22 protein-coding genes and 2 pseudogenes are annotated in these 20,596 nt (G+C 69.7%); 13 read left to right on the forward strand and 11 right to left on the reverse strand.

The window, feature by feature from the left end:
- Positions 1–78 precede the first annotated feature (78 nt).
- Positions 79–1,104, forward strand: coding sequence for a LacI family DNA-binding transcriptional regulator (locus BZZ08_RS02340; RefSeq protein ID WP_104630435.1), 1,026 nt, complete (start codon positions 79–81; stop codon positions 1,102–1,104).
- A gap of 163 nt (positions 1,105–1,267) precedes the next feature.
- On the opposite strand, the gene BZZ08_RS39265 is transcribed toward BZZ08_RS02340, so the two are convergent.
- Together BZZ08_RS39265 and BZZ08_RS39790 are read right to left on the reverse strand one after the other, a co-directional pair.
- On the reverse strand, positions 1,268–1,906 hold the full coding sequence (locus BZZ08_RS39265) for a LysR substrate-binding domain-containing protein (RefSeq protein WP_274543243.1): 639 nt from the start codon (positions 1,904–1,906) through the stop codon (positions 1,268–1,270).
- Positions 1,895–2,068, reverse strand: a pseudogene (locus tag BZZ08_RS39790) (LysR family transcriptional regulator); the annotation flags it as partial. The gene BZZ08_RS39265 and the pseudogene BZZ08_RS39790, both read right to left, overlap by 12 nt.
- A 75-nt stretch (positions 2,069–2,143) precedes the next feature.
- Between BZZ08_RS39790 and BZZ08_RS02350 the strand changes: the two are divergent.
- Both BZZ08_RS02350 and BZZ08_RS02355 read left to right on the forward strand, forming a co-directional pair.
- Entirely contained in the window at positions 2,144–2,869 is a 726-nt protein-coding gene (locus tag BZZ08_RS02350; RefSeq protein ID WP_104630597.1) for an NADPH-dependent F420 reductase, read from the forward strand.
- A gap of 586 nt (positions 2,870–3,455) precedes the next feature.
- A complete protein-coding gene (locus tag BZZ08_RS02355; protein ID WP_104630436.1) occupies positions 3,456–4,181 on the forward strand; it encodes a glycoside hydrolase family 11 protein in 726 nt (241 codons plus the stop codon).
- A 135-nt stretch (positions 4,182–4,316) separates the two neighbouring features.
- Here BZZ08_RS02355 and BZZ08_RS02360 read toward each other — a convergent pair whose 3' ends face one another.
- Together BZZ08_RS02360 and BZZ08_RS02365 are read right to left on the reverse strand one after the other, a co-directional pair.
- A complete protein-coding gene (locus BZZ08_RS02360) occupies positions 4,317–4,655 on the reverse strand; it encodes a hypothetical protein (RefSeq protein WP_104630437.1) in 339 nt (112 codons plus the stop codon).
- Between the two features lie 9 nt (positions 4,656–4,664).
- Positions 4,665–5,108: a VOC family protein gene (locus BZZ08_RS02365; protein WP_104630438.1), complete on the reverse strand. Its 444-nt coding sequence runs from the start codon at positions 5,106–5,108 to the stop codon at positions 4,665–4,667.
- 269 nt (positions 5,109–5,377) lie between these two features.
- Here BZZ08_RS02365 and BZZ08_RS02370 point away from each other — a divergent pair, with 269 nt between their 5' ends.
- Positions 5,378–5,983, forward strand: coding sequence for a protein kinase domain-containing protein (locus tag BZZ08_RS02370; RefSeq protein ID WP_241965336.1), 606 nt, complete (start codon positions 5,378–5,380; stop codon positions 5,981–5,983).
- Between the two features lie 112 nt (positions 5,984–6,095).
- Here BZZ08_RS02370 and BZZ08_RS02375 read toward each other — a convergent pair whose 3' ends face one another.
- The gene (locus tag BZZ08_RS02375) at positions 6,096–6,317 is read right to left on the reverse strand and encodes a hypothetical protein (protein WP_104630439.1); all 222 of its coding nucleotides are present in this window, start codon (positions 6,315–6,317) and stop codon (positions 6,096–6,098) included.
- A gap of 58 nt (positions 6,318–6,375) precedes the next feature.
- Positions 6,376–7,068, reverse strand: a complete 693-nt coding sequence (locus BZZ08_RS02380; protein ID WP_104630440.1) for an HAD family hydrolase — start codon at positions 7,066–7,068, stop codon at positions 6,376–6,378.
- A gap of 391 nt (positions 7,069–7,459) precedes the next feature.
- On the opposite strand from BZZ08_RS02380, the gene BZZ08_RS02385 reads away from it, so the two are divergent.
- Together BZZ08_RS02385 and BZZ08_RS02390 are read left to right on the forward strand one after the other, a co-directional pair.
- A complete protein-coding gene (locus BZZ08_RS02385; protein WP_104630441.1) occupies positions 7,460–8,074 on the forward strand; it encodes a ScbR family autoregulator-binding transcription factor in 615 nt (204 codons plus the stop codon).
- Entirely contained in the window at positions 8,071–8,661 is a 591-nt protein-coding gene (locus BZZ08_RS02390) for an SMI1/KNR4 family protein (protein WP_104630442.1), read from the forward strand. The genes BZZ08_RS02385 and BZZ08_RS02390 overlap by 4 nt, the downstream gene beginning before the upstream one ends.
- A gap of 15 nt (positions 8,662–8,676) precedes the next feature.
- Here the strand turns inward: BZZ08_RS02390 and BZZ08_RS02395 are convergent.
- Positions 8,677–8,970: pseudogene (locus BZZ08_RS02395) on the reverse strand (transposase); the annotation flags it as partial.
- 148 nt (positions 8,971–9,118) lie between these two features.
- Here BZZ08_RS02395 and BZZ08_RS02400 point away from each other — a divergent pair.
- A complete protein-coding gene (locus BZZ08_RS02400) occupies positions 9,119–9,964 on the forward strand; it encodes an NAD(P)H-binding protein (RefSeq protein ID WP_198601235.1) in 846 nt (281 codons plus the stop codon).
- 851 nt (positions 9,965–10,815) lie between these two features.
- Here the strand turns inward: BZZ08_RS02400 and BZZ08_RS02405 are convergent.
- Positions 10,816–11,376 carry a TetR/AcrR family transcriptional regulator gene (locus tag BZZ08_RS02405; protein WP_104630443.1) on the reverse strand — a complete coding sequence of 187 codons (561 nt, stop codon included), beginning with the start codon at positions 11,374–11,376 and terminating at the stop codon, positions 10,816–10,818.
- Between the two features lie 114 nt (positions 11,377–11,490).
- Between BZZ08_RS02405 and BZZ08_RS02410 the strand changes: the two genes are divergently transcribed.
- The 3 genes from BZZ08_RS02410 (at position 11,491) to BZZ08_RS02420 (ending at position 14,473) form a co-directional block, all read left to right on the forward strand.
- Positions 11,491–12,183, forward strand: a complete 693-nt coding sequence (locus tag BZZ08_RS02410; protein ID WP_104630444.1) for an SDR family oxidoreductase — start codon at positions 11,491–11,493, stop codon at positions 12,181–12,183.
- A 58-nt stretch (positions 12,184–12,241) separates the two neighbouring features.
- The gene (locus BZZ08_RS02415; protein WP_104630445.1) at positions 12,242–13,297 is read left to right on the forward strand and encodes an aldo/keto reductase; all 1,056 of its coding nucleotides are present in this window, start codon (positions 12,242–12,244) and stop codon (positions 13,295–13,297) included.
- A 150-nt stretch (positions 13,298–13,447) separates the two neighbouring features.
- Positions 13,448–14,473, forward strand: a complete 1,026-nt coding sequence (locus BZZ08_RS02420; protein ID WP_104630446.1) for an NADP-dependent oxidoreductase — start codon at positions 13,448–13,450, stop codon at positions 14,471–14,473.
- A gap of 180 nt (positions 14,474–14,653) precedes the next feature.
- Here the strand turns inward: BZZ08_RS02420 and BZZ08_RS02425 are convergent, their stop codons facing one another.
- The 3 genes from BZZ08_RS02425 to BZZ08_RS02435 all read right to left on the reverse strand — a co-directional run bounded on the left by BZZ08_RS02425 (position 14,654) and on the right by BZZ08_RS02435 (position 17,662).
- Complete coding sequence (locus BZZ08_RS02425) at positions 14,654–15,763, reverse strand: MFS transporter (RefSeq protein ID WP_104630599.1); 1,110 nt, start codon at positions 15,761–15,763, stop codon at positions 14,654–14,656.
- Positions 15,764–16,027: 264 nt separating this feature from the next.
- The gene (locus BZZ08_RS02430) at positions 16,028–16,909 is read right to left on the reverse strand and encodes an alpha/beta fold hydrolase (RefSeq protein WP_198601237.1); all 882 of its coding nucleotides are present in this window, start codon (positions 16,907–16,909) and stop codon (positions 16,028–16,030) included.
- 174 nt (positions 16,910–17,083) lie between these two features.
- A complete protein-coding gene (locus BZZ08_RS02435; RefSeq protein ID WP_104630447.1) occupies positions 17,084–17,662 on the reverse strand; it encodes a TetR/AcrR family transcriptional regulator in 579 nt (192 codons plus the stop codon).
- A 265-nt stretch (positions 17,663–17,927) separates the two neighbouring features.
- Here BZZ08_RS02435 and BZZ08_RS02440 point away from each other — a divergent pair, with 265 nt between their 5' ends.
- From BZZ08_RS02440 to BZZ08_RS02450, 3 genes are all read left to right on the forward strand, one after another.
- On the forward strand, positions 17,928–18,371 hold the full coding sequence (locus BZZ08_RS02440) for an Rrf2 family transcriptional regulator (protein WP_104630448.1): 444 nt from the start codon (positions 17,928–17,930) through the stop codon (positions 18,369–18,371).
- A gap of 188 nt (positions 18,372–18,559) precedes the next feature.
- On the forward strand, positions 18,560–19,801 hold the full coding sequence (locus BZZ08_RS02445; protein ID WP_104630449.1) for an amidohydrolase family protein: 1,242 nt from the start codon (positions 18,560–18,562) through the stop codon (positions 19,799–19,801).
- 344 nt (positions 19,802–20,145) lie between these two features.
- Positions 20,146–20,520, forward strand: coding sequence for a hypothetical protein (locus BZZ08_RS02450; RefSeq protein WP_104630450.1), 375 nt, complete (start codon positions 20,146–20,148; stop codon positions 20,518–20,520).
- The last annotated feature ends 76 nt before the right edge of the window (positions 20,521–20,596 follow it).

Raw genomic sequence — 20,596 nt, forward strand, 5'->3', positions numbered from 1 at the left:
ACTGTTGACCGGTTCCACCCGTGTTGCCGGTCCGACCGGCGACTCACCACACCGGTGGACGGACACGGGAGGGAACCGATGCGACCGAACGGGAGACGCACCACGTTGGCGGACATCGCCCAAGCGGCCGGGGTCTCCGTCGCGACCGTGTCCAAAGTGGTGAACGGTCGCGGTGACGTGGCGCCGCAGACCCGCACCCGGGTGCAGGAGTTGCTGCACCACCACGACTACCTCGCCCCCGTGTTCCGCCACACCGAGGCCGTCGAAAACCCGACCATCGAGGTGCAGTTCAAGGGCGGCCTGAAGCCGTACGTCGCCGAAACCCTGGAAGGGATCATCGACTCCGCCTCCGAACTGGGGGCTTCCGTGGTGATCAGCAAGGCGTCCAGTGCCCCGCACTGGGCCCGGGACCTGGTCTCCGCCGGGCGCCGTGCCGTCATCGCGGTCACCAGCGTGTACACCACGGCGCACCTGAACGAACTGGCCCGGTCCGGGCTGCCGTTGGTCGTGTTGGACCCCTTGCACCTGCCGGACAGCCGGGTGAACAGCGTCGGGGCCACCAACTTCGCCGGTGGTCTGGCCGCGACGCAGCACCTGCTCTCCCTGGGCCACCGTCGCGTCGCCTACCTCGGCGGACCGTCCATGGCCGTGTGCAACCAGGCCCGCATGCACGGCTATCGCGCCGCCATCGAGGCGGGAGGGGCCCAGGCACCGGAGGCGTACGTCCAGCCGGGAGAATTCACCTACGAGACGGGACTGCTCGGAGCCGCGGCACTGCTGGACCTCCAGGAGCCACCGACCGCGATCTTCGCGGGCAACGACGAGATCGCCGTCGGGGTCATCGAGACCGCCCGGGGCCGGGGCCTGCGCGTCCCGGAAGACTTGAGCGTGGTCGGCTTCGACGACACGAGCCTCGCCCAGATGTCCTCACCGCCCCTCACCACGGTGCGTCAGCCCCTGCGGGAGATGGGCGGTGCCGCCCTGCGCACCGCGCTCCGACTCGCCAACGGCGAGAAGGTCGAGTCCCACCACATCGAGCTGGCCACCGAACTCGTGGTACGCGCCTCGACGGCGCCGCCGTCCGAAGAGCCGGGACGAAGGTGACCGTCTGCGGTGAGACGGGCGCGCGCCGTGCGCAGCGCCGGGCGCTCGGGCGTACCTCCCGGCCTTGCTCGATCCGCACCCTGGCCAAGGCCGCGGAACCCCGTGTGGCCGGAGTCGAACCGGGCCGTCGGCTGGGGGGAACCGGTTCGTCGGTGTCGGCAGCTCAGTCCGCGAACGCGGCCACATACGACGCCACGCACGCATCCGGTGTGGCCAGCGAGGTGACGACGTGACTGTCGACGGTCGCAGGCGGATCGAACGGCATCAGGGTCCAGGCCTCGGGATCACGGCCGACCTCCAAGAGCACGTTGGACAGGTCTCCGGCGGGCCGGCGGAGCGGGGTCACGGGCACGGCCGCGAGGAGGGCGTCGTGCAGTGGCGGGTCGCTCTCACGCGCGGGAAGCCGCAGCCCCCGTGGAGCAAGGTGATGCAGGCCGACCGCCGGCATGCCGGCAGCTGCGTGGTCGCGCGCGAGCACCGCGTGTACCGGCTCGGACCACGCGCGCGCCACCGTCACCTCCGTCGAGGCGATCGCTCCTCGTACCAGCGCCACATCCAGCTCGCCGTCGCGGACCGCGGCCAGTCGTGCGGCCACCGGGAGATCGACCAGCTCCAGTTCGGCAGGGCGCCCACTCACGCACAGGCGCTCCAGCGCTCGGTCAAGCCGCCACATGGCACACGACGCCGTCCCGATCCGCAGGGCCGCGGCCGGTTCTCCGGCGACCACCCGGACCCGCGCCGCCGCGACAAGGGTCTGCCGGGCCGCACCGAGCACCCGTTCACCGGCCGGGGTGAGACGCACCCGCCGTGATGTGCGCTGCAGCAGCTGTACTCCGAGTTCGCGTTCGAGTCAGCTGATCTGCTGGCTCACCGCCGACTGCACGATGTTCAGCCGTTGTGCCGCCCGACCAAAATGCAATTCCTCGGCAACGGTTACGAAGTAGTACAGCGCTCTGAGCTCCATCTCTCTGATCTATCACATCGTGTGATCGCTGCTGGAGCGTAGTGATTCTTGTTCGCCCGGGACGTCATCGCTGTGATGGGTGTGAGACCGCCGCAGCGGCCAGGAGTCGGCACCGGCAAGGCGGCAAGACCTGAACGGAGAACACAGGTGAGCGGAACGACCCTGGGAATCATCGGCACCGGCATGGTCGGCGTCGCAGTGGCCCGCCGCGCGGTCGACGCGGGTGTGCACGTCGTCCTGAGCAACTCCCGCGGTCCGGAGACGCCGGCCGGTCTGGTCGCGGAAATCGGTGCCCGCGCCCGTGCGGCCACTCCCGTCGAAGCGGCGGCCACCGGTGATCTGGTTCTCGCCGCCGTACCGCTGGCAGCGCACGAGCGGCTGCCCCGTGCGGCGCTGTCCGGCAAGACCGTCATCGACCCGATGAACTACGCGCTGTATCCGGGCTTCTCGATTCCGCGACTCGACAGCAACGAGCTGAAACTCTTCCGCCCTGCGGGAGCCGACGACCGTACAGCGATACCGCTCTCCGGGGACGACGGGACCGCCAAGAAGGAGGTGGCCGATCTGCTGGACGTTCTCGGCTTCGACACCGTGGACCTCGGCGCGCTGGCGGAGAGCTGGCGCAGCGAACCGAACACGCCGCTGTACGCCCTGCCGTACGTCGGGAAGCCGCCGGCCGGCCTCAGCTCCGATGAGTTCGTGGTCTGGGTCCAGCAAGCCGTCGGCGTCCCCGCACCCGCCGCCCGGATAAGGGACCTTGCTGCTGCCGCAGTGCGCGGTCCCGCCGGATTCCGGATGTAGTGCTCCCGCCGAGGCCGGCTGGGGGTCTGCCGCGCTCGGTCTCGGTGCGGGACACAGGCCGCAACGCGGGGTGGGGTTGGCGGGTGAAAACGTACGCGCAGCCGTGTGGGGTGCGTGATCGTGACACGTCTACCGCCACTTGCGGCGGCGGCTCGCTTCCTGCGTAATCCGGCATCGCCTGCGCCCAGCGCACCGCCTGGCTCGCCATGCCTGTCTCCCGGTGGTCGAAAGTTTCGGGCGACGTACACATGATTGCGTACTTCCTCTCTGATTTCTCATCCCATCTCTAGCGACGATTCGAGCAAGAGTTGCTCTGACCTGCAAGACGGCGTTGACCAAAGCCTCTGCACGTGACAGGGAATATTTCCGAAAGGGTGTCGAAACTGTTGACAGGCTCATGGTGTCCTACGAAAACTGTGGCCACTGAACGACAGGGAGGCCAGGCCGTCGGTCCGCTTGCGTCATGTGGCCGGGTACGGCGGTCGGTTGTCACGGCACGACGACCGGGCGGCCCCCGCCATGGTTCGGGCAAGGCCGCGGGCGGCAGAAGCCGCCCGCCCCCCACCAGCCTTCATCGGGAGAACGCATGCAGCAGGACGGAACACAGCAGGACCGGATCAAGCAGAACCCCGCCCCCCTCAACGGAGTGAGCCGGCGAGGCTTCCTCGGCGGCGCCGGCACCCTCGCGCTCGCTACCGCGTCCGGGCTGCTGCTGCCCGGCACCGCCCACGCCGCCACCACCATCACCACCAACCAGACCGGCACCGACGGCATGTACTACTCGTTCTGGACCGACGGCGGCGGCTCCGTCTCCATGACGCTCAACGGTGGCGGCAGCTACAGCACCCAGTGGACCAACTGCGGCAACTTCGTGGCCGGCAAGGGCTGGAGCACCGGCGGACGCAGGACGGTCCGCTACAACGGCTACTTCAACCCGTCGGGCAACGGCTACGGCTGCCTCTACGGCTGGACCTCGAACCCGCTGGTGGAGTACTACATCGTCGACAACTGGGGCAGCTACCGGCCCACCGGTACGTACAAGGGCTCCGTCTCCAGCGACGGCGGCACCTATGACATCTACCAGACGACCCGGTACAACGCCCCCTCCGTGGAAGGCACCAAGACCTTCCAGCAGTACTGGAGTGTCCGGCAGTCGAAGGTGACCAGCGGCTCCGGCACCATCACCACCGGCAACCACTTCGACGCCTGGGCGCGCGCGGGCATGAACATGGGCCAGTTCAAGTACTACATGATCATGGCCACCGAGGGCTATCAGAGCAGTGGAAGCTCGAACATCACGGTCAGTGGTTGATCTCTGTCCGGTGGACCATGGCTGCGGGCCCCGCCCTCGTGGCGGGGCCCCAACCCTGGTCACGTGCGGGATCGTCAGGACTGTTCCGTCAGATGTGAGTCCGGCGGTGGTGCTGGTTGCTCTGGCCGGGATCGTTCATGCGGGCAGAGCGTCTCCGGGAAAGCCGTGGCACGGGTGAACCTCGCAGCGCATCATCCCGGCTCGCACGCAGGGGTCCTGGGCCATGATCTCCGCGGCTTCCTCGGCGGGCACGGTCATGACCGCGACGCCGGCCACGGTGTCGGAGGCGACCGGGCACAAGATCGCGATCACCCCGTCTGCGCGCAGCGACACCATGCGTCGCTGATGTTCGAGTTCGACAGCGTCTGCGCCGTCCATGGTCCGCTCCGGCCCCCACTGAAGGAGCGCCAGGCTGTAGGGCCTCGCGGTCGCGGCCAGAGCCCGGATCCGTTCGTCAGTCACGGTCGTGCTCATGGTGTCTCCCTACTTCTCGATGCGCTCGGCCAACGAGACGATGATGCCTTCGGGCCCGCGGACGTAGGCCATCCGCCATACACCCTCGTATTCGCCGATGCCTCCGACCAGGCCGTAGCCGTTGGCTGCGGCATGGTCGACCGCGGCGTGGAGGTCGTGCACCTCGAAGGCGACGTTGCGGAGGCCCAGCTCGTTGGCGGGCGCGGCAGGCGAACCCGGGAGGTGGTCCGGTCGCGTGAAGCTCGAGAGCTCCAGCGTCGTCCCTCCGCCGGGCGTTCGCAGCATGACGATCTCGGTGTGGGCGTCGGTCATGCCGATCACCGTGTCCAGGAACGCGCCTTCGACGGCCGTCTTCCGATCGGCCTCCAGGCCGAGGCTGACGAAGAACGCCGTCGCGGCGTCGAGGTCGGCGACGGTGATGCCGACGTGGTCGAAGCGTCTGATGAATGTCATCGGGCCCCTTTCGAAATTCTGATCCTGCGTGATGTGCGGGCCATCGTGACGTACGGCCTCGGGAGGGGAGTGGTGGGCGGGCCTTCCTCCCGGCATCTGTTCGCGTGGTGATGCCTCGGAGGGCGCAACCGTACGATGCCCGGCAGGCGTCGCACAGGGCGGCGGCTCGTCGTGTCGTCCCAAGGCCCTCTCGGTGGGCGGCTGGAAGGAAGGAACGTGCGTGGAGGTCGGCTGGTTACCGGACCATCGCGCCGCTCGGTGAGGGCGGCATGGGCCGTGTTCATTTGGCGCGGTCCGCGTCTGGATGGCCGGTTGCCGTCAAGACCGTCCACCGACACCTCGCCTCCGTCCCGGAGTTCCGGGAGCGGTCTCGTCGTGAGACGGCTGCCGCAAGGGCGGTGACCGGCGGGTACACCGCCGCTGTGCTTGACACCGGTCCGGGTGACGAACCGCCGTGGATGGCAGTCGAGTTCTGCGCGGGTCCAGGCCTGCCGGAGGCGGTGGCCGCGCACGGGCCGCTCGGCTCCGGCGATCTCGCCGCACTGGCCGCCGCGCTCGCCGAGGCGCTGGCGGCGGTGCACGCCGCGGGGCTCGTGCACCGCGACGTGAAGCCGTCCAACGTCCTCATCTCGCGCCATGGACCCAAGGTCATCGACTTCGGCATCGCCAAGAGCGCTGCCGACGAGAGCCTCACCGCCGACAGCGAGGCCGTCGGTTCGCCCGGTTTCATCGCCCCCGAGCAGCTTGCGGGGGACACCGCCGGGCTTGTGCCAGGTGCCCCGCAGACCGGCCCACGGTCCCGCAGGTGCTCGCCTGGTGCGCCGAGCGCGCGTCGGACGAGCCATGGTGGGAGCTGGAGCCGGTCGCCGGGTTGATCCGCCGCCAGGAGGACGAGGTGACGGAGCTGTTGGGAAGAGTGGCAGTGGAGACCCCTGTGGACGAGGCCGGCGGCCGCATAGCGGTGGCCTCCTCCTCCCCGGGGCGGAGTCAGAAGCCGACCCGCGCTGTGTCGCGGGCCAGATCACCGCCCTCACCGACCTGCCAGGCGCCGCCCGCATTCCGCTCCGTCAGCTCCATGCCGACCGCCGGTGCGGACTTCTTACTGGCCAGCGGACTCCTCACCAGGACCAGGCAGACCACCTCCAGCAGACCCCTGCGGTGCAGGTGCCTACTCCCGCCGCCCCAGCGTGTGCCGCCGTCGGGGTCCACCGGGGAGCGCGAGCGCTCGGCGTTGCCGGACCCCGGCGGGCTGTCACGGCCTCCGCGTTCACTGCCGGCTGCCGAGCGCGTCGACCCAGGCCAGCAGTTCGGGAGCGTCCAACGTCGGCAGCCACCTGTCGGCCTCGGGGGTGCCGTCGCCCTTCGGCCGGGGACCGACGCCCAGGACCCGCAGGCCGGCTCGTCGGGCCGCTTCCACACCGGTCAGGGAGTCCTCCACCGCCAGCGCCCGGTGCGGCGGGACACCGCAGAGCCGGGCCGCCACCGCGTACACGTCAGGGTGCGGCTTGGGGCGCACGCGGTCCCCGGTGTCGGGTACGACCAGGTGCTCGAAGTGCTCGAGCAGCCCGGCCCGTGCCAGGCTGCCTTCGACCACGACCCTCGGGCAGTTGCTGGCGACCGCCAGCGGCAGGCGGCCAGAGAGCAGCCGTACGACCCGGACCGCACCTGGCATCGTCACCGGTTCGTCGGTGACGAGGGCCAGGAAGTGGTCGAGAAGCGCGGCTGTCAGGTCCTCGGTCAGTTCGGGTTTGTGCACGGACTGCGCCATGAGCCGGCCGCAGTCCTCGTAGTGCAGGCCAAGGGCCTGCTCGGCGAACCCGGGCGGTGGCTGGAGTCCGTGCTCCCGGAACGCCTGGCTGCGGGCCTCCTGCCAGTGGCGTTCGCTGTCCATCAGGGTGCCGTCGCAGTCGAAGACGACGGCTTCGGGTGACCAGTCGAGCAGATCGTGGTTGGGGGTCACTGGGGTCTCCCATGCCTTCGCATGTATGGGGCATTCCCGTATCCGGAGGAAACGGAAAGATAGTGACGACTACGTTATTTCCGTCCAGGCAAATCGGGCAATAACCCTTTTTGGTGACTCGATGTCCGCCGGATGCAGGTGTATGGCTGTGGGCGGCGACATCCGTGACGCGGCCACCGAGACCATCAACCCCAAGCCCGGGCAGGCCGGTTGACGGACTTGCCGGATCGCGCGGGGCCCGGAGTGCCTTGCTTCCCATACCACTCGCAGGCGTTCGCGTTCGAAAGAACTATGTAATCTGCGCACGAAAGTGCCCCCTTTGAACGCCAGGCGTGCGCTGGCGCACTAAATTCTTGAGCGGTGTAAAAACAGAGCGAGGGCGGATGGAACATTGCAGGAACGGGCGAAGGCAACCCGCAGGTCACTGCTCGAAGCGGCTGCCCAACTGTTCGCTGAGCAGGGATACGCGGCCACCAGCGTCAATGACATAAGCGCGAGGTCGGGGCGGACCAGCGGCGCGGTCTACTTCCACTACACCGGCAAGGAGGGAATCGCCGTCGCCGTCGTTGAGGACCGGTTCGCCACCTGGTCTCAGCTCGCCGCACGCTACGGAGACGAGACGCTCCCCCCGCTCGAACGGCTCGTCGCCCTCAGCTACGACATCGCGCACGCCCTCACCCGGGATTCCGTGACGCGTGCCGGTGCTCGTCTGTGGGCCGAGCGCACCGTCATCAGAGCTCCCGTACCCCACCCCTTCGCGTTGTGGACCGCCGCCGCCACGCGACTGCTCGCGCAGGCCCGGCTGGCAGGGCAGGTCGACGAGCACGTCCGCCCCGCCCGCACGGCCCGCGCCCTCGTGCCCGCGTTCTTCGGCCTGTGCACCCTCACCGAGGTCCTTGAGGGTACGACCGTCCTCAACGACCGTCTGACCGACTGGTGGCACCTGACCTTGCCGTCCCTCCGGCCGCAACCGTCCCGCGAAGAACCCCTTAAGCTCGTCCCGTGACTGAGGCGCCCCTCACCGAAGCTGAGATCGTCGAGGCCGAACGGGAACTCGGTGTTTCCTTTCCCGAGGAGTACCGGGTGTATCTGCGCGAGGTGAGCGCCGGCGGGGCCCTCTTCCGGCTTGAGAGGACCGGACGTGGGTGGTGGTGGGCCGGGAACGATGAGGGGCGGCGCGACCTGCTGGCTACGTCCTTTCCGCATCCCGACTCCTACGTCGGGGCGGACGACGAGCTGATGGCGCGTGAGCCACAGCCTGAGGCGTTCGGGGACGATGCCGCGTACCTGGAGGCTCGGTGTGCTTGGGACGACGAGGCCGACAGGTCCGAGGAACTGAAGACGGCCGGGGCGGTCGTCATCCAGGAGCATGGCTGCGGCTTCTCCACCTTGTTGGCTCTGACCGGCTTTCTGGCTGGCACGGTTTGGTGGGATGGACGGGCTACCTGCGACCTGATCGTCCCGCTGTCCTTGGATCACGTCGGCGGCGCCCAGCCCGTGCAATTCGGGCAGTGGTTGGACTACGGTTCCTGGGCACTCTTGCCGCCGGGCTGGGGGCCATCCGTTCCGCCAAGTCCCGTTGTTCACCGTTAGATTTTGCCTTTGTGGTCAGCGTCGGCTCCAGATGAGGATGCCTGCGAGGTGCAGTGCGGCCTGGGAGGCGATCGCGAGCTTGTCGGTTCGTGTGGTCAGGCCGCGCCACTGCTTGAGGCGGTTGGTGCAGCGCTCCACGGTGTTGCGCTGCTTGTATGCCTGGGTGTCGACGCGGGGCGGCGGCCGGTCACCGAATCGGCCTCGCCGCAGGCAGTGGCCGACTTGGTCGGACGGCTGCGGGATGACCGCGCGGATGCCCCGGCGCCGCGGGTGGTTGCGGATGGTACGTGAGGAGTACGCGCGGTCGGACGGATCGATCCACAAACAGACACGCTCAAGTCGGCATGCCGAAAAACCTTTGACGGATTGGCGGTTGTCGTCCGATGGTGTGCGGGTTGCTTCGGTCACGAGCCAGTCCTGCGGTGCCGTCGGCTCTCGCACGGCGAGGGAGTTCCGCATGCTTGCTGTGTCTGCCGCTTCAGGGACCTTTGGCCGGCTCGTCGTGGATCATCTGCTGACCCGGTGCCCTGCCGAAGACGTGGTGGTTGCGGTGCGTGCTCCCGATCGTGTCGCGGATCTCGCCGCCCGAGGAGTCCAGGTGCGCCACGGCGACTACGACGCCCCGGACACGCTGCGCACGGCCTTCGAGAACGCCGACCGGCTCCTACTGATCTCGTCCCCGGAATTGGATCCCGCTCGCCGTATTCGCCAGCACCGGAGCGCCATCGAGGCGGCCCGCGACGCCGGTGTCGACGCCGTCGTCTACACGAGTTTTCTGGATGCCGACATCCGGGCCGAGGGCGTCACCGAGGCACACCACGCCACCGAGCGCGCGCTGCGGGCCAGCGGCCTGCCCCATACGCTGGTGCGTCACCCCTTCTACAGCGAAGCTTTCCTCAACCCCGGTCTGCACGCCGCCGTCCTTTCGGGCGCACTGGACGACGCGACCGGCGGCCGCGGCATCAACACCGCTTCCCGCTCCGACCTCGCCGAAGCAGCGGCACGTGTCCTGACCGAGGACGCTCACCTGGGCCGCGCCTACGACTTCACCGGCACCTTGTGGACCTATCCCCAGCTCGCCCAGGTCCTCACCCGCAGGTGCGGAAGGACCGTCGTCCACCGCGTGCGGGACAGGCCCGCTCCCGGTGCCCAGGGCTGGCTGGAGGAGCAAGTCCGAAGAGGGGCCCTGGAACGGCAGACCAATGACCTCCCTCGCATCCTCGGGCGTCTGCCCACCACACTGGACGAGGCTGTCACCAAGATCCTCGCCCGTCCCGCGCCTGGGAGCGATGCCGCCGAGTAGTCCCCACACGCCAGACCCAGGAACACGGGCTCTGCCGGCTCTGGCATGACGGAGGCAGAGCTGGGGCGCAGGTCCTGGACGGCCGAGCGCACGCCAACCTGCCGACAGACCAGCCACCGGTCAGAAGCCATGGACGGACCTACGGGAGTCCAGCGCGTGTCTCTTTGGTCGGCAAGTCAGGGGCCGCCCTGCGTGTGGTGAGGAGCGGCAACCTGTACGACGCGCCGGGGAGCGTACGGCCTGCGTCCTGGTGCCGCTCGTCACCGCCGGGTTGCGAAGCACGCTGTGGGGCTCCCCGGCCCACCCGCCAGGCCGGTGGGCCGTCGCGGGCGTCGCCGCCCGTCACGGTTGAACCCTGCGACTGGAGAGCCCGTCGAGTCGCTTCGGCGGCGCGCCGGTGCCGGTCGCGTGCGCTGAGGGCGACGCTGGGCAGCGGGCGGCACTCATCTGGTGTGTTACCGCTGTCCGGCCCCGACCGTGGCGTCGACGGCTTGCGACTGTGGGCGGGCGTCTGTCTTCAGCCGGGTGGAGACGTCACGGGGCCATCGGAGCCGAGGGCGTATGCCTCGCCCTACTGGCCGAGCGCCATCAGGACGGGCCACAGGTCCCGGCGATGGCGGCGAGTGTGAACGTCGCCGCGAGCGTCGACGAGATCCTGCGCGACATCCGCGAGCAGAGCGCAGTCCTGCTGGCAGGTTGACGTCGGCTGCGCGGTGCCCGCCCCCCGCATGCGGTCCGGAAACGGCCGATGCCCGGCGCGGGGTGAGGCCGGTGCGCCAGGCGTGGCAGTCTTCAGCCGCCGCCTCGTCGCCCACGCGTGCGGTCGACGTGTTCCCCCACCGCGCCCTTGATCAGCCTGTTTCCGTCAAGGCTGCGCGCGCGGCGGTGAGGATCTCCTCGGAGAGCGGGGAGTCCTTGGTGGCCCGGGCCAGGACCAGCGCGCCGAACAGGGTGCAGAGGCGGACGATGCCGTCCTGGTCGTCACCGGCCAGGAACACGGCGAAGTCGGCCACCCCCTCGGCGTAGACGCGACGGGCCTCGCGCCCCCCGCCCTCGCGCGCGATGTCGGTGGCGAGCGCGGCGACCGGGCAGCCGTCCGCCGGGGCGTCGCGGTGCTCGACGGAGAGGTAGGCGTCGATCAGCGCCCGCTGGGCGTCGGCACGCTGCCCCTCGTGCCGCTCGAGCCCGGCGCCGTAGCGCTGGGCGAGCTCGGCGAAGGCATGGGCGGTGGCCTCGTCGACGAGCGCCTCCTTGGAGGCGAACTGCTTGTAGAAGGCGCCGTGGGTCAGACCGGCCGCCTTCATCAGGTCGGCGACGCTGACCTGGGTGCCCTGTTCCCGGAACAGCCGGGACGCGGTGTCCACCACCCGCCTGCGGTTCTCCTCCGCCTGCGCCTGCGATACGCGGCCCATGATCAGCTCCCGTTTGGATGTCGACTGGCATCTATCGTAGCCCCGTGTTTAGATTGGACACATAATCTAATTGAAGTGGTGGCCCGACGGCCCCTGCCAGGACCAGGAGCAGACATGGAACTGAAGAACGCGGTCGCGGTCGTCACCGGCGCCAACCGGGGTTTCGGCCGGCACCTGGCCGCCCAGCTCGTCGAGCGGGGCGCCAAGGTGTACGGCGCGGCCCGACACCCCGAAACGGTCGACGTGCCGGGCGCTGTCCCGCTGCGGCTCGACGTCACGGACGAGGCGTCGATACGACAGGCCGCGCGCGTGGCGTCCGACACGACACTGCTGATCAACAACGCGGGCATCTCCACAGGCGCGACGCTGATCGGAGGTGACGCGGCTGAGGTGCGCCGGGAGATGGAGACCAACTTCTTCGGCCCGCTCGCCGCGACCCGCGCCTTCGCCCCCGTCATCGAGGGCAACGGCGGCGGCGCCGTACTCAACGTCCTGTCCGCCCTGTCCTGGTTCCACCCGGCAGGACTCGGCTCCTACGCCGCGTCCAAGGCCGCCGCCTGGGCGCTGACCGGCGCGACCCGCGACGAGCTGGCACCGCGCGGGATCACCGTCTCGGCACTGCACGTCGGCTACATGGACACCGACATGGCCGCCGCCGTGCCCGCCGACCAGAAAGTCGCCGCCGCCGACGTCGCAGCCCAGGCCCTCCACGGCATCGAGACCGGCCTGCTCGAGATCCTCGCCGACGAGACCAGCCGGCACGTCAAGCAGAACCTGGCCGCGGCACCCCGGCCGAACACGGACTGACGCTCACCCCTCGCACCCCCGCGCGACGGTCTTACCGCCCATCCAGCAAGGACATCCCATGCGTTACACGACCTTCGGCCGCCGGACCGGACTGCGCGTCTGCGAGTACGCGCTCGGCACCGCGAACTTCGGCACCGGCTGGGGCGCCGGAGCCGAGCCGGACGAGGCACGCCGGATCTTCGACCGGTTCGCCGAGGCCGGCGGCACCTTCCTCGACAGCGCGGACGGCTACCAGTTCGGCGAGTCGGAGGAACTGACCGGACAACTGGTCCGCGCCGACCGTGACCATTTCGTCCTGGCCACGAAGTACACCCTCGGCGCCGCCCCGCAGCCGGACGTCTCCCAGACCGGAAACGGCCGCAAGAACATGGTCGCCTCCGTGGAGGCCAGCCTGAAGCGCCTGGGCACCGACTACATCGACCTGCTGTGGGTGCACTTCCCCGACGGGCTCACTCCGATGGAGGAACTCCTGCGCGGACTCGACGACCTGGTGCGCGCCGGCAAGATCCACCATGCCGCGCTGTCCAACTTCCCCGCCTGGCGCGTCTCGCGCGCCGTGACCCTCGCGGACCTCAGGAACCAGACACCGATCATCGGCATCCAGCACGAGTACAGCCTCGTCGAACGCACCGCCGACCGCGAACTCCTGCCCATGGCCGAGAGCCTCGGACTCGGCGCCGCTCTGTGGTCCCCGCTCGGCGGCGGACTGCTCACCGGCAAGTACCGCAGCTCCACCGAGGGGCGCCTGAGCGACCTGGGCTCGGTCATCCACACCGAGAGCACCGGCCAGAAGACCGCTGTCGTCGACACCCTCCTGGCCATCGCACGGGAGACCGGCGTGACACCCGCCCAGGTAGCGGTGGCCTGGGTGTGCGAGCGCGCCGCCCGCTCCAGGGCCACCCTCGTCCCGATCATCGGCCCGCGCAGCCTCGACCAGCTCGACAGCTACCTCGGCGCCCTCGGCGTCCGGCTGACCGACGCGCACTACACCCGCCTGGCCGAGGTCAGCGCGGTGCCACTCGGCGCGCCCCACGAGGCGATCGCCGCCTCCCTGGACCGCCTCCAGGGAGGCGTCGCCGACCGTGTCATCGCCCCGGCCCAACCCGTGGCCTGACGGGTGCGAGCGGCAGCGGCTGCGGCTGTGGTGCGCCCGCGCCGCTGCCGGGAAGCCGGCACACACTGCTTCGAGAAGTACGGCGGCCGAGCCCGGACGCGCGCCGCCGAGATACCCGACCTCCAGAAACGCTTTTGTCAGGAGCGCTCCGTGAAGGCCTTCGTCCTCGAGAAGTACGGCTCCCCCCTGCGGCGGGTCGAGATGCCGGTACCGCTGCCCGCCCCTCACGAGGTGCTGGTGCGCATGGTCGCGTCGGGCGTCAACCACGCCGACGAACGGGTCCGCTCCGGTGAGTTCAAGGCGATCTTCCCGTTCCGGCTGCCCAAGGTCATGGGCGGCGAGCTGTCCGGCGAGGTCGTCGAGGCAGGCTCCGCGGTACGCGACATCGCCGTCGGCGACCACCTGTACGGCTATGTCGACCTGGAGGCCACGGGCACCTTCTCCGAGTACGTCGCGGTCGACGCCGCCTCGATGGCACCCGTGCCCCGGTCGGTGAGCCTGGTCGAGGCGGCTGGACTTCCAGTCGTCGCGCTCACGGCCTGGCAGGCCCTCGTCGAGATGGGCCGGGTGAAGAAGGGCCAGACCGTCCTCATCCACGGCGGCACCGGGGGAGTGGGATCGCACGCGATCCAGCTCGCCCGGCACCTGGGCTGCACCGTCGCCACCACCGTCTCGACGGCGAACATCGCGGCTGCCCGGGAGCTCGGTGCCGACATCGTCATCGACTACCGCCGCGACGGCCTCGCGCAACGCCTCTCCGGCACGCCCGTCGACCTGGTTCTCGACACCCAGGGCGGAGCCACACTGCAGGCTTCCCTCGGTGTAGTGCGCCCCGGTGGCACCGTCATCGGCATCACCGGCCCGCCCGACCCGGACTTCGCACGGCGTGTCGGCGTCAACCCGGTCGTCCGGCTCGCCATCCGGGCCCTGAGCGCCCGGACCCGACGCCGCGCACGCGCGCTCGGGGCCAGCTACCGGTTCCTGTTCATCACACCCGACAGCGCCGCGCTGCGTCAGGTCGCCGGGCTGGTCGACGACGGGGTGCTGCGCCCGGTCGTCGACCGGGTTCTCCCCTTCGACCAGACCCCGCGGGCTCTCGCCGAGGTTCTCGCCGGCGGCACCCGCGGCAAGGTCCTGGTCACCACCGACGCGACGGCGGTGACCACCCGTGACTGAGCCCACCGTCCGCCCCCGACCCACCACGTGGGCCACGGCGCCCAACCACCGCATCGCCGTGGCTGCGCAAGCTGGTTCCAGCCGGCGTCGGGGCACGGTCCGCCACTGACCGGGCTGTGCTCGGAACCGCTTGGACGGCTTCGCCGGTGCGGCGGGCAGCACGGTGCGCAGAGCCCTCTGTCACGGCCGGTGGGGAGTCCGACCGCCTAGCAGTACCGCGCAGGACCCGAGAGTCAGCAGTCCACCGGTGAGGAAGGCGCCCCGTACGTCGGCGGCCGACACGACAAGTCCCCCCAGCGCGGCGCCCGCAGCGATGCCGGCGTTGTACGCACCGGAGTTCGCCGCGAGTGCGAGATCCGTGCGCCCCGGTGCGCAGTGCAGCATCTCGTTCTGGGTGGTCATGAAGACCGGCCCGAGCGCACCGCCCATCAGCACCAGGAAGACCACCGCCGACACCGGATCGGTGCCGGCCGCGTACAGGCCGAGCATGCCGACCGCCTGCGTGGCCACGGCCGTGGCCGACGCGGACTGGGGGAAGCGGTCCAGCAGCACCCCGGTGATGCTCACTCCGGCCAGACAGGCAAGCCCGAACACCACGAACAGGGCGCTGACCGTGCTTGGGGAGAACCCACTCACGTCGCCCAGAAACTTCGCGATGTAGGTGTATCCCGCGAACGCTCCGGTGGCGGACAGGGCCCCGGCCGCCAGCACCGTCCTGAACCGACGGGTGTCGGGACGTGTTCCGTAGGCGGCCGGCTCTTCCTCTGGGCGCGAGGTCGGCAGCAGCACGGCAATGGTCACCAAGGAGAAGAGACCCAGAGCCGCCGGCATGGCGACGGGCACCTCCCAGTCGCTCCGCCGGCCCAGCCAGGTCCCAGCGGGAACACCGACCACCAGGGCGAGTGAACCGGCGACGGACAGTGCCCCGACCGTACGGCCTCTGACCTCCGGCGGGAACAGGCCCACCGCCACCGGCCCCAGCACGGCCCAGAACAGTGCCTGGGCGAGCGCGGTCAGCAGCCGCGCCACCAGGAGCAACCAGTAGGAGGTGGCCAGTGCGGCGACCAGACTGGATACGACGAGTGCGGCAAGCAGTCCCGTGAGCACATGACGACGAGGCACAGCCCGCACGACGTGGGCGAGCGGCACCGACGCCACGGCCACCGTCACGCCATAACCAGTAACCAGGAGACCGACCGCCGCCACTGACACCCGTAGGCTTTCGGACATCAGTTCCAGGAGACCCACCGGCAGGTTCTCCGCGGTGTTGAAGGTGAAAGCGGCCAGCATCAGGGCCACGAGTACAGCCAGTCTCCGCCACGGAGCTGCGTGCCCCGTGATCGTGCGGCCTCCTCCTGCCCTCGCCCGTTGCTCCTGCTTCGTGGCACCGCCCATGGAGGTACCTCACCGGGCCCACTGGGTCCACCGCAACCGAGATTGGTCTTCCGGCGGGGCAGCAGGCCGGCGATCGCGATCAGCGCCGAGGTCAGGCCGTGGATGCCGTCGAACGGCAGAAGGCGCACGGACTTTGCGGCCGTGGTGGACTGGGGGCGGCTACTTGAGGGTTGCCAGGAAGGGCAGGACCACGTCGGCCATCTCGTCGGGTACTTCCTCCGCGAGGTCGTGCCCCGCGTCGAAGACGTGTCCGGTGACGTCGTGGGCCACGAGCCGCGCCTGTTCCTCGTTGCGCTCACCGATGAAGGCGGAGCCGCCGAGTGCCAGGACCGGGATGTCGAGCTTCTTCCGGGCCGCCAGCCGGTTCTGTTCCGCGTCGGTCAGCATGGCCCGGTAGACGGCGAGCATCGCGCGGATACCGCCGGGCATGGAGTAGCAGCGCACGTACTCCTCGACGGCGTCGGGGGTGGCGGTGTCGGGGTGGCTGCGTTCGTTCTTGATCATGTAGGTGACCAGTTCGCGTTCGTGCCCGGCGATCAGCATCTCGGGGACGTCGGGCTGGAAGTAGAAACCCAGGTGCCACAGGTGCATGCCACTGGAGACGTTCCCAGGGGTGAGGGCGGTGTGGTCCTCGAAGCCGAAGCCGGGGAACAATGCCTCGGCGAAGACGAGGGCAGTGGCGTGATCGCGGTGGCGGGCGGCGAGCTGGTAGCCGATCACGGCGCCCCAGTCCTCGCCGATCACGGCGTAGGTCTCGTGGCCGAGGCGGGCCATCAGCTCGGCGATGTCATCGCTCATCGTCGCGGAGTCGTAGCCGTCCGCGGGGCGGGACGAGTCGCCGAGACCGCGCAGGTCGGGCACGACGACCGTGTGGTGGGGGGTGAGCTTCGGGACCAGGCGGCGCCAGTGGTAGCCGGTCTTGGGTACGCCGTGCAGCAGTACCACGGCGGGGCCGTCGCCTGCCGTCCGGTAGTGCAGGCTCGTTCCGTTGACAGCGGCACGTCCGGTGCGCAGGGGCGTTGTGGTGTGGTCGTACATCATGACGTGGTGCTTCCTTTCGTGGATGTGCGCGGTGGGTTGGGCGGGTCCGCGGACGGCCCGGCCTGTCGGCACCGACAGCGGAGGCGCTGTCGTCGTAGCCGGAGCGGACACTCATTTTCTGTATCGTGCGTTCCATATTCGGGCCATGAGAACGCCCGGCAGGTTACGGGAACCTCAGTCGAGAGCGGTCAGTGCGACCTCTACGAGTGGTTCGAGGGTGCGCGCGTCCGGCGTGATCTTCGAGGAGACCAGTAGCCCGTTGAGGAAGGTGATCAGGAACGCGGCGACCGTGTCCGGGGCGTGTCGCGGCGCGATCTCACCCCGCTCCGTCGCGGCTCGCAGGACCTCGACCAATGCCTCCCGGCTCGCCTCCTGCATCTCGCGCACGGTGCGCCGGGTCGCCGCGTCCTGAGGCAGTCGCTCGCAGGCGGCGTTCACGGCCAGGCAGCCCTGCCCGTCGTTCCCGGTGGCGATGCGGATCCGCTCCGCCAGCAGCGTGCGGATCGCCGCACGGGCGTCCGCGCCCTCCTCCAGACTGCGTAGGGCGGCCGCCGCGAGGGTGGTGCGGTAGTGCTCCAGCGCGGCCCGGTAGAGGCCGTCCTTGTCGCCGAACGCGGCGTACAGGGACCCCTGTCCGATCCCCAGGTGCTGGGTGAGGTCTCGCACCGAGGTCGCCTCGTAGCCACGCGTCCAGAACAGTTCCATGGCGCGGCTCACCGCCGCCTCGGTGTCGAACTCCCGGGTCCTTGCCATGACCTCACCGTAACCTATCTGGATCGACCGCTCAAGAAAGGGGGCTCGTCCTGAAGGGCTGTGTGTCCCGGACAGGGGTGGTGCGGTTCGTGCTGGGCGGTCGGAGTGCTGGAGGGATCGGCTCCTGGGTGTCGCCGGGGGACTTCGAGCGGGCGGGTGCAAAGTCCTCGCCGGCGTGACCGGTTGCGTCGAGTGCGGCAGTCGGTTGACCGTCGGATAAACTGCAACTAGCTTGGTGGCAGTTAATCGATGGCAGGAGTCGGAGATGGCGGGGCTGAGCAGCAGGAGTGCGGTGGCGGTCCACGCGCTTGCGATGCTGGCGCACCGGCGTGGCGGCATGCTGACTTCCGCGGAGATCGCGGACAGTCTCGAGAGCAGTCCTGTTCTTGTGCGGCGCGTCCTCGGGCGCCTGCGGGACGCTCACCTCGTGCGGTCCACCGAGGGCCGGGCAGGTGGCTGGTCCCTTGCCCGCGCCCCGCGGGACATCACGCTCTACGACGCGTATGCCGCCGTGGAGGGGGAGCGGATCTTCTCGGGGCACTCCCATCCGCCCAGCGAGGCGTGTGTGGTCGGCCGCAACATCGACGCCTTGCTGGATGTCGAGTTCCAGGATGCGGAGCGAGCCCTTCAGGCGCGGCTCGGCCGGACGACGATCGCCGCCCTGCTGCAGCGGATCCTGGCCTCCGACATCGAAGCGAAGGGCCGCTGATCCGGCCGTGACACGTACGCGTCCCGCGTCATGACACATCCCCAAACTGTAACTAACTCGGTTGCAGATATGTCCCAGGATGCGGTGCTCCAGGGCGGATTTCCCGCTCCCGGTGTCAGCAGCCGCCCAGTCCCCTCTACACGCGCCCGGACTCGAACACCCAGTCAGGACGCGCAGGAGTGAGAGCGATGAACGAGACAGAGGCAGCGCTCACGGGCGCGGAGGCTCGTGGCCCCGAGATCCACGACCTCGTGATCAGCCGCGCACGTGTCTTCGACGGCCGCCGGATGCTCACCGGTCTGTATGACATCGCCGTCGACGGCACACAGGTCGCCTCCGTGTCGGCCGAACCGCTCAGGGGCAGACAGGAGGTGGACGCGGCCGGAGGGTGGGTCATGCCGGGGCTGATCGACACTCACGTCCACTTCTACGACGTGCGCGCGGTCTCCGACGCGGATGCGATGCGGGCCTTCGAGGAGAACGAGCTTCCCGGACGGCTCGGGTTGTTCCTGGACCACGGGATCACCACCATCAAGTCGGTGGGCGATCCGACGGACGGGATCCTGGACACACGGGACAGGATCGCCACGGGTGCGCTCAGGGGCCCGCGCCTGCTGGCGACGGGGTGCGGCATCACCGGACGCGATGGTCACCCCGCCGCCACGGTCTTCCGCGACAACCCCTGGGCACGCAAACGCTTCACCGGCGAGGTCGGCAGCGTGCGGGAGATCCGCGACCTGGTGCACCACCTGGCCGACCGCAAGGTGGACGCGATCAAGCTCCTGTCAGAGGGCGCGTGCGCACATTCCGGCGGGCCGAGCTACCTCTGGCAGAACCCCGCCTTCCCGGATGGTGTCGAGCTGGAGCGGCTTCCCCTCGATCTCCTTCGGGCCGGCATCGAGGCCGGGCACGAGCGGGGACTTCGGGTCACCGTCCACACCACCCAGCAGACCGCGGCACGCGAGGCGATAGAAGCCGGGGCAGACGGCCTGGAGCACGGGGTCACCGCCGAGCCCCTCACCGACCACTCGCTCATCGGCCTGATGGTCGAGCGCGGCATCACCTACACGCCCACGCTCTGGATCGACGACGCCCACCCCGACGCCCGCGACAACCTCCGGAAGGCCGCCGCGGCCGGCGTGCCCATCGCGCTCGGCAGCGACACCTTCAGCGGCCGGGGCCTCTTCGGAGCCAACACCCTCGAAGAGGCCGAACTCATGGTGGCGGCCGGGATGACGCCCACCCAGGTGCTGACGGCGGCCACCAGCGGCGCGGCGCGGCAGTGCGTCCGATCCGACCTCGGCACAGTGGCCCCCGGCAAGCGCGCCGACCTGCTCGTGCTCAACGCCGATCCCACCACGGACATCCGCAACCTGCGCGCACTCCGCCTGGTGATCCTCAACGGCGAACTCGTCGTCGACAAAGGCTAGATGAGCCGAGCCGCTCCGGTCGCTGCCGTTCTCGACGGGCTCCGGCGGCCGGTATGACGATTACACCCACACGGGCGGCGCACTCGCCAAAACGCCTGTTGGCGCCCTCAACGAGGCGGCTATCAACAGGGCCTGCACAAAACTGTGCTGCGCCACTTGACTGCCGCCCCCCTGTCGTCCTGCCCCTCGCCGCCCGCATGCCCGCTCATGCGGCGGAGACGCTTGTGCTGTCTGGGACCACCGCGCGTCTGCCGGTGGCGGTCGAGTCCCGTGAGGATCATGGCCGGGAAGCCTTTAAGCGCTGGAATGCCGGTGCCCACCCAGCCGGTAACAGGGAGAGGCTCATGAGTACAGCGCGAAGGACACGACGGCGGGTGGTCGCCACGGTCTCGGCCGCGCTCACGACCGCTGTCGGGCTGCTGGTGGTGACCGCGGCGCCTGCGAGTGCCGAGGTGAAGTCCACCTGCGGTGGGTACATCTGCGTCGCCACCGCGTACCAGGGCCGCGACTACGTCCATGACATCACCGTCACGACCAGGGACGGGCTGCCGGGGACGCTGCGTGCGTTCGTCGGTGACCACCGGGGGAGCAAGGCGAACGTCTCGCAGTGGCGGTTCGTCGTCAACCGGGAGACCAGGGCGTACCCGAGGCTGGCCGTCTGCGGTGGCCTCGATCGCGGTGGCCGGGTCATCGAGAACCACTGTGTGATGATCCCCTGAAGGCAGTGGCACGGCCTGCCTGTGTTGGCAGGAGAGGACGAGGGGTCCCGATGGCCTGAACGATCTGTTCGTGCTG

It is taken from the genome of Streptomyces sp. MH60, assembly GCF_002939385.1.
Taxonomy (GTDB): domain Bacteria; phylum Actinomycetota; class Actinomycetes; order Streptomycetales; family Streptomycetaceae; genus Streptomyces.

Excerpts from the sequence above, each read along its gene's own strand:
- BZZ08_RS02340 (WP_104630435.1), top strand. The coding sequence starts at position 79 with ATGCGACCGAACGGGAGACGCACCACGTTGGCGGACATCGCCCAAGCG.
- BZZ08_RS02350 (WP_104630597.1), top strand. The coding sequence starts at position 2,144 with ATGGGTGTGAGACCGCCGCAGCGGCCAGGAGTCGGCACCGGCAAGGCG.
- BZZ08_RS02355 (WP_104630436.1), top strand. The coding sequence starts at position 3,456 with ATGCAGCAGGACGGAACACAGCAGGACCGGATCAAGCAGAACCCCGCC.
- BZZ08_RS02360 (WP_104630437.1), bottom strand. The coding sequence starts at position 4,655 with ATGAGCACGACCGTGACTGACGAACGGATCCGGGCTCTGGCCGCGACC.
- BZZ08_RS02365 (WP_104630438.1), bottom strand. The coding sequence starts at position 5,108 with ATGACATTCATCAGACGCTTCGACCACGTCGGCATCACCGTCGCCGAC.
- BZZ08_RS02370 (WP_241965336.1), top strand. The coding sequence starts at position 5,378 with ATGGGCCGTGTTCATTTGGCGCGGTCCGCGTCTGGATGGCCGGTTGCC.
- BZZ08_RS02400 (WP_198601235.1), top strand. The coding sequence starts at position 9,119 with ATGCTTGCTGTGTCTGCCGCTTCAGGGACCTTTGGCCGGCTCGTCGTG.
- BZZ08_RS02405 (WP_104630443.1), bottom strand. The coding sequence starts at position 11,376 with ATGGGCCGCGTATCGCAGGCGCAGGCGGAGGAGAACCGCAGGCGGGTG.
- BZZ08_RS02410 (WP_104630444.1), top strand. The coding sequence starts at position 11,491 with ATGGAACTGAAGAACGCGGTCGCGGTCGTCACCGGCGCCAACCGGGGT.
- BZZ08_RS02415 (WP_104630445.1), top strand. The coding sequence starts at position 12,242 with ATGCGTTACACGACCTTCGGCCGCCGGACCGGACTGCGCGTCTGCGAG.
- BZZ08_RS02425 (WP_104630599.1), bottom strand. The coding sequence starts at position 15,763 with ATGCTGGCCGCTTTCACCTTCAACACCGCGGAGAACCTGCCGGTGGGT.
- BZZ08_RS02430 (WP_198601237.1), bottom strand. The coding sequence starts at position 16,909 with ATGATGTACGACCACACCACAACGCCCCTGCGCACCGGACGTGCCGCT.
- BZZ08_RS02435 (WP_104630447.1), bottom strand. The coding sequence starts at position 17,662 with ATGGCAAGGACCCGGGAGTTCGACACCGAGGCGGCGGTGAGCCGCGCC.
- BZZ08_RS02440 (WP_104630448.1), top strand. The coding sequence starts at position 17,928 with ATGGCGGGGCTGAGCAGCAGGAGTGCGGTGGCGGTCCACGCGCTTGCG.
- BZZ08_RS02445 (WP_104630449.1), top strand. The coding sequence starts at position 18,560 with ATGAACGAGACAGAGGCAGCGCTCACGGGCGCGGAGGCTCGTGGCCCC.
- BZZ08_RS02450 (WP_104630450.1), top strand. The coding sequence starts at position 20,146 with ATGAGTACAGCGCGAAGGACACGACGGCGGGTGGTCGCCACGGTCTCG.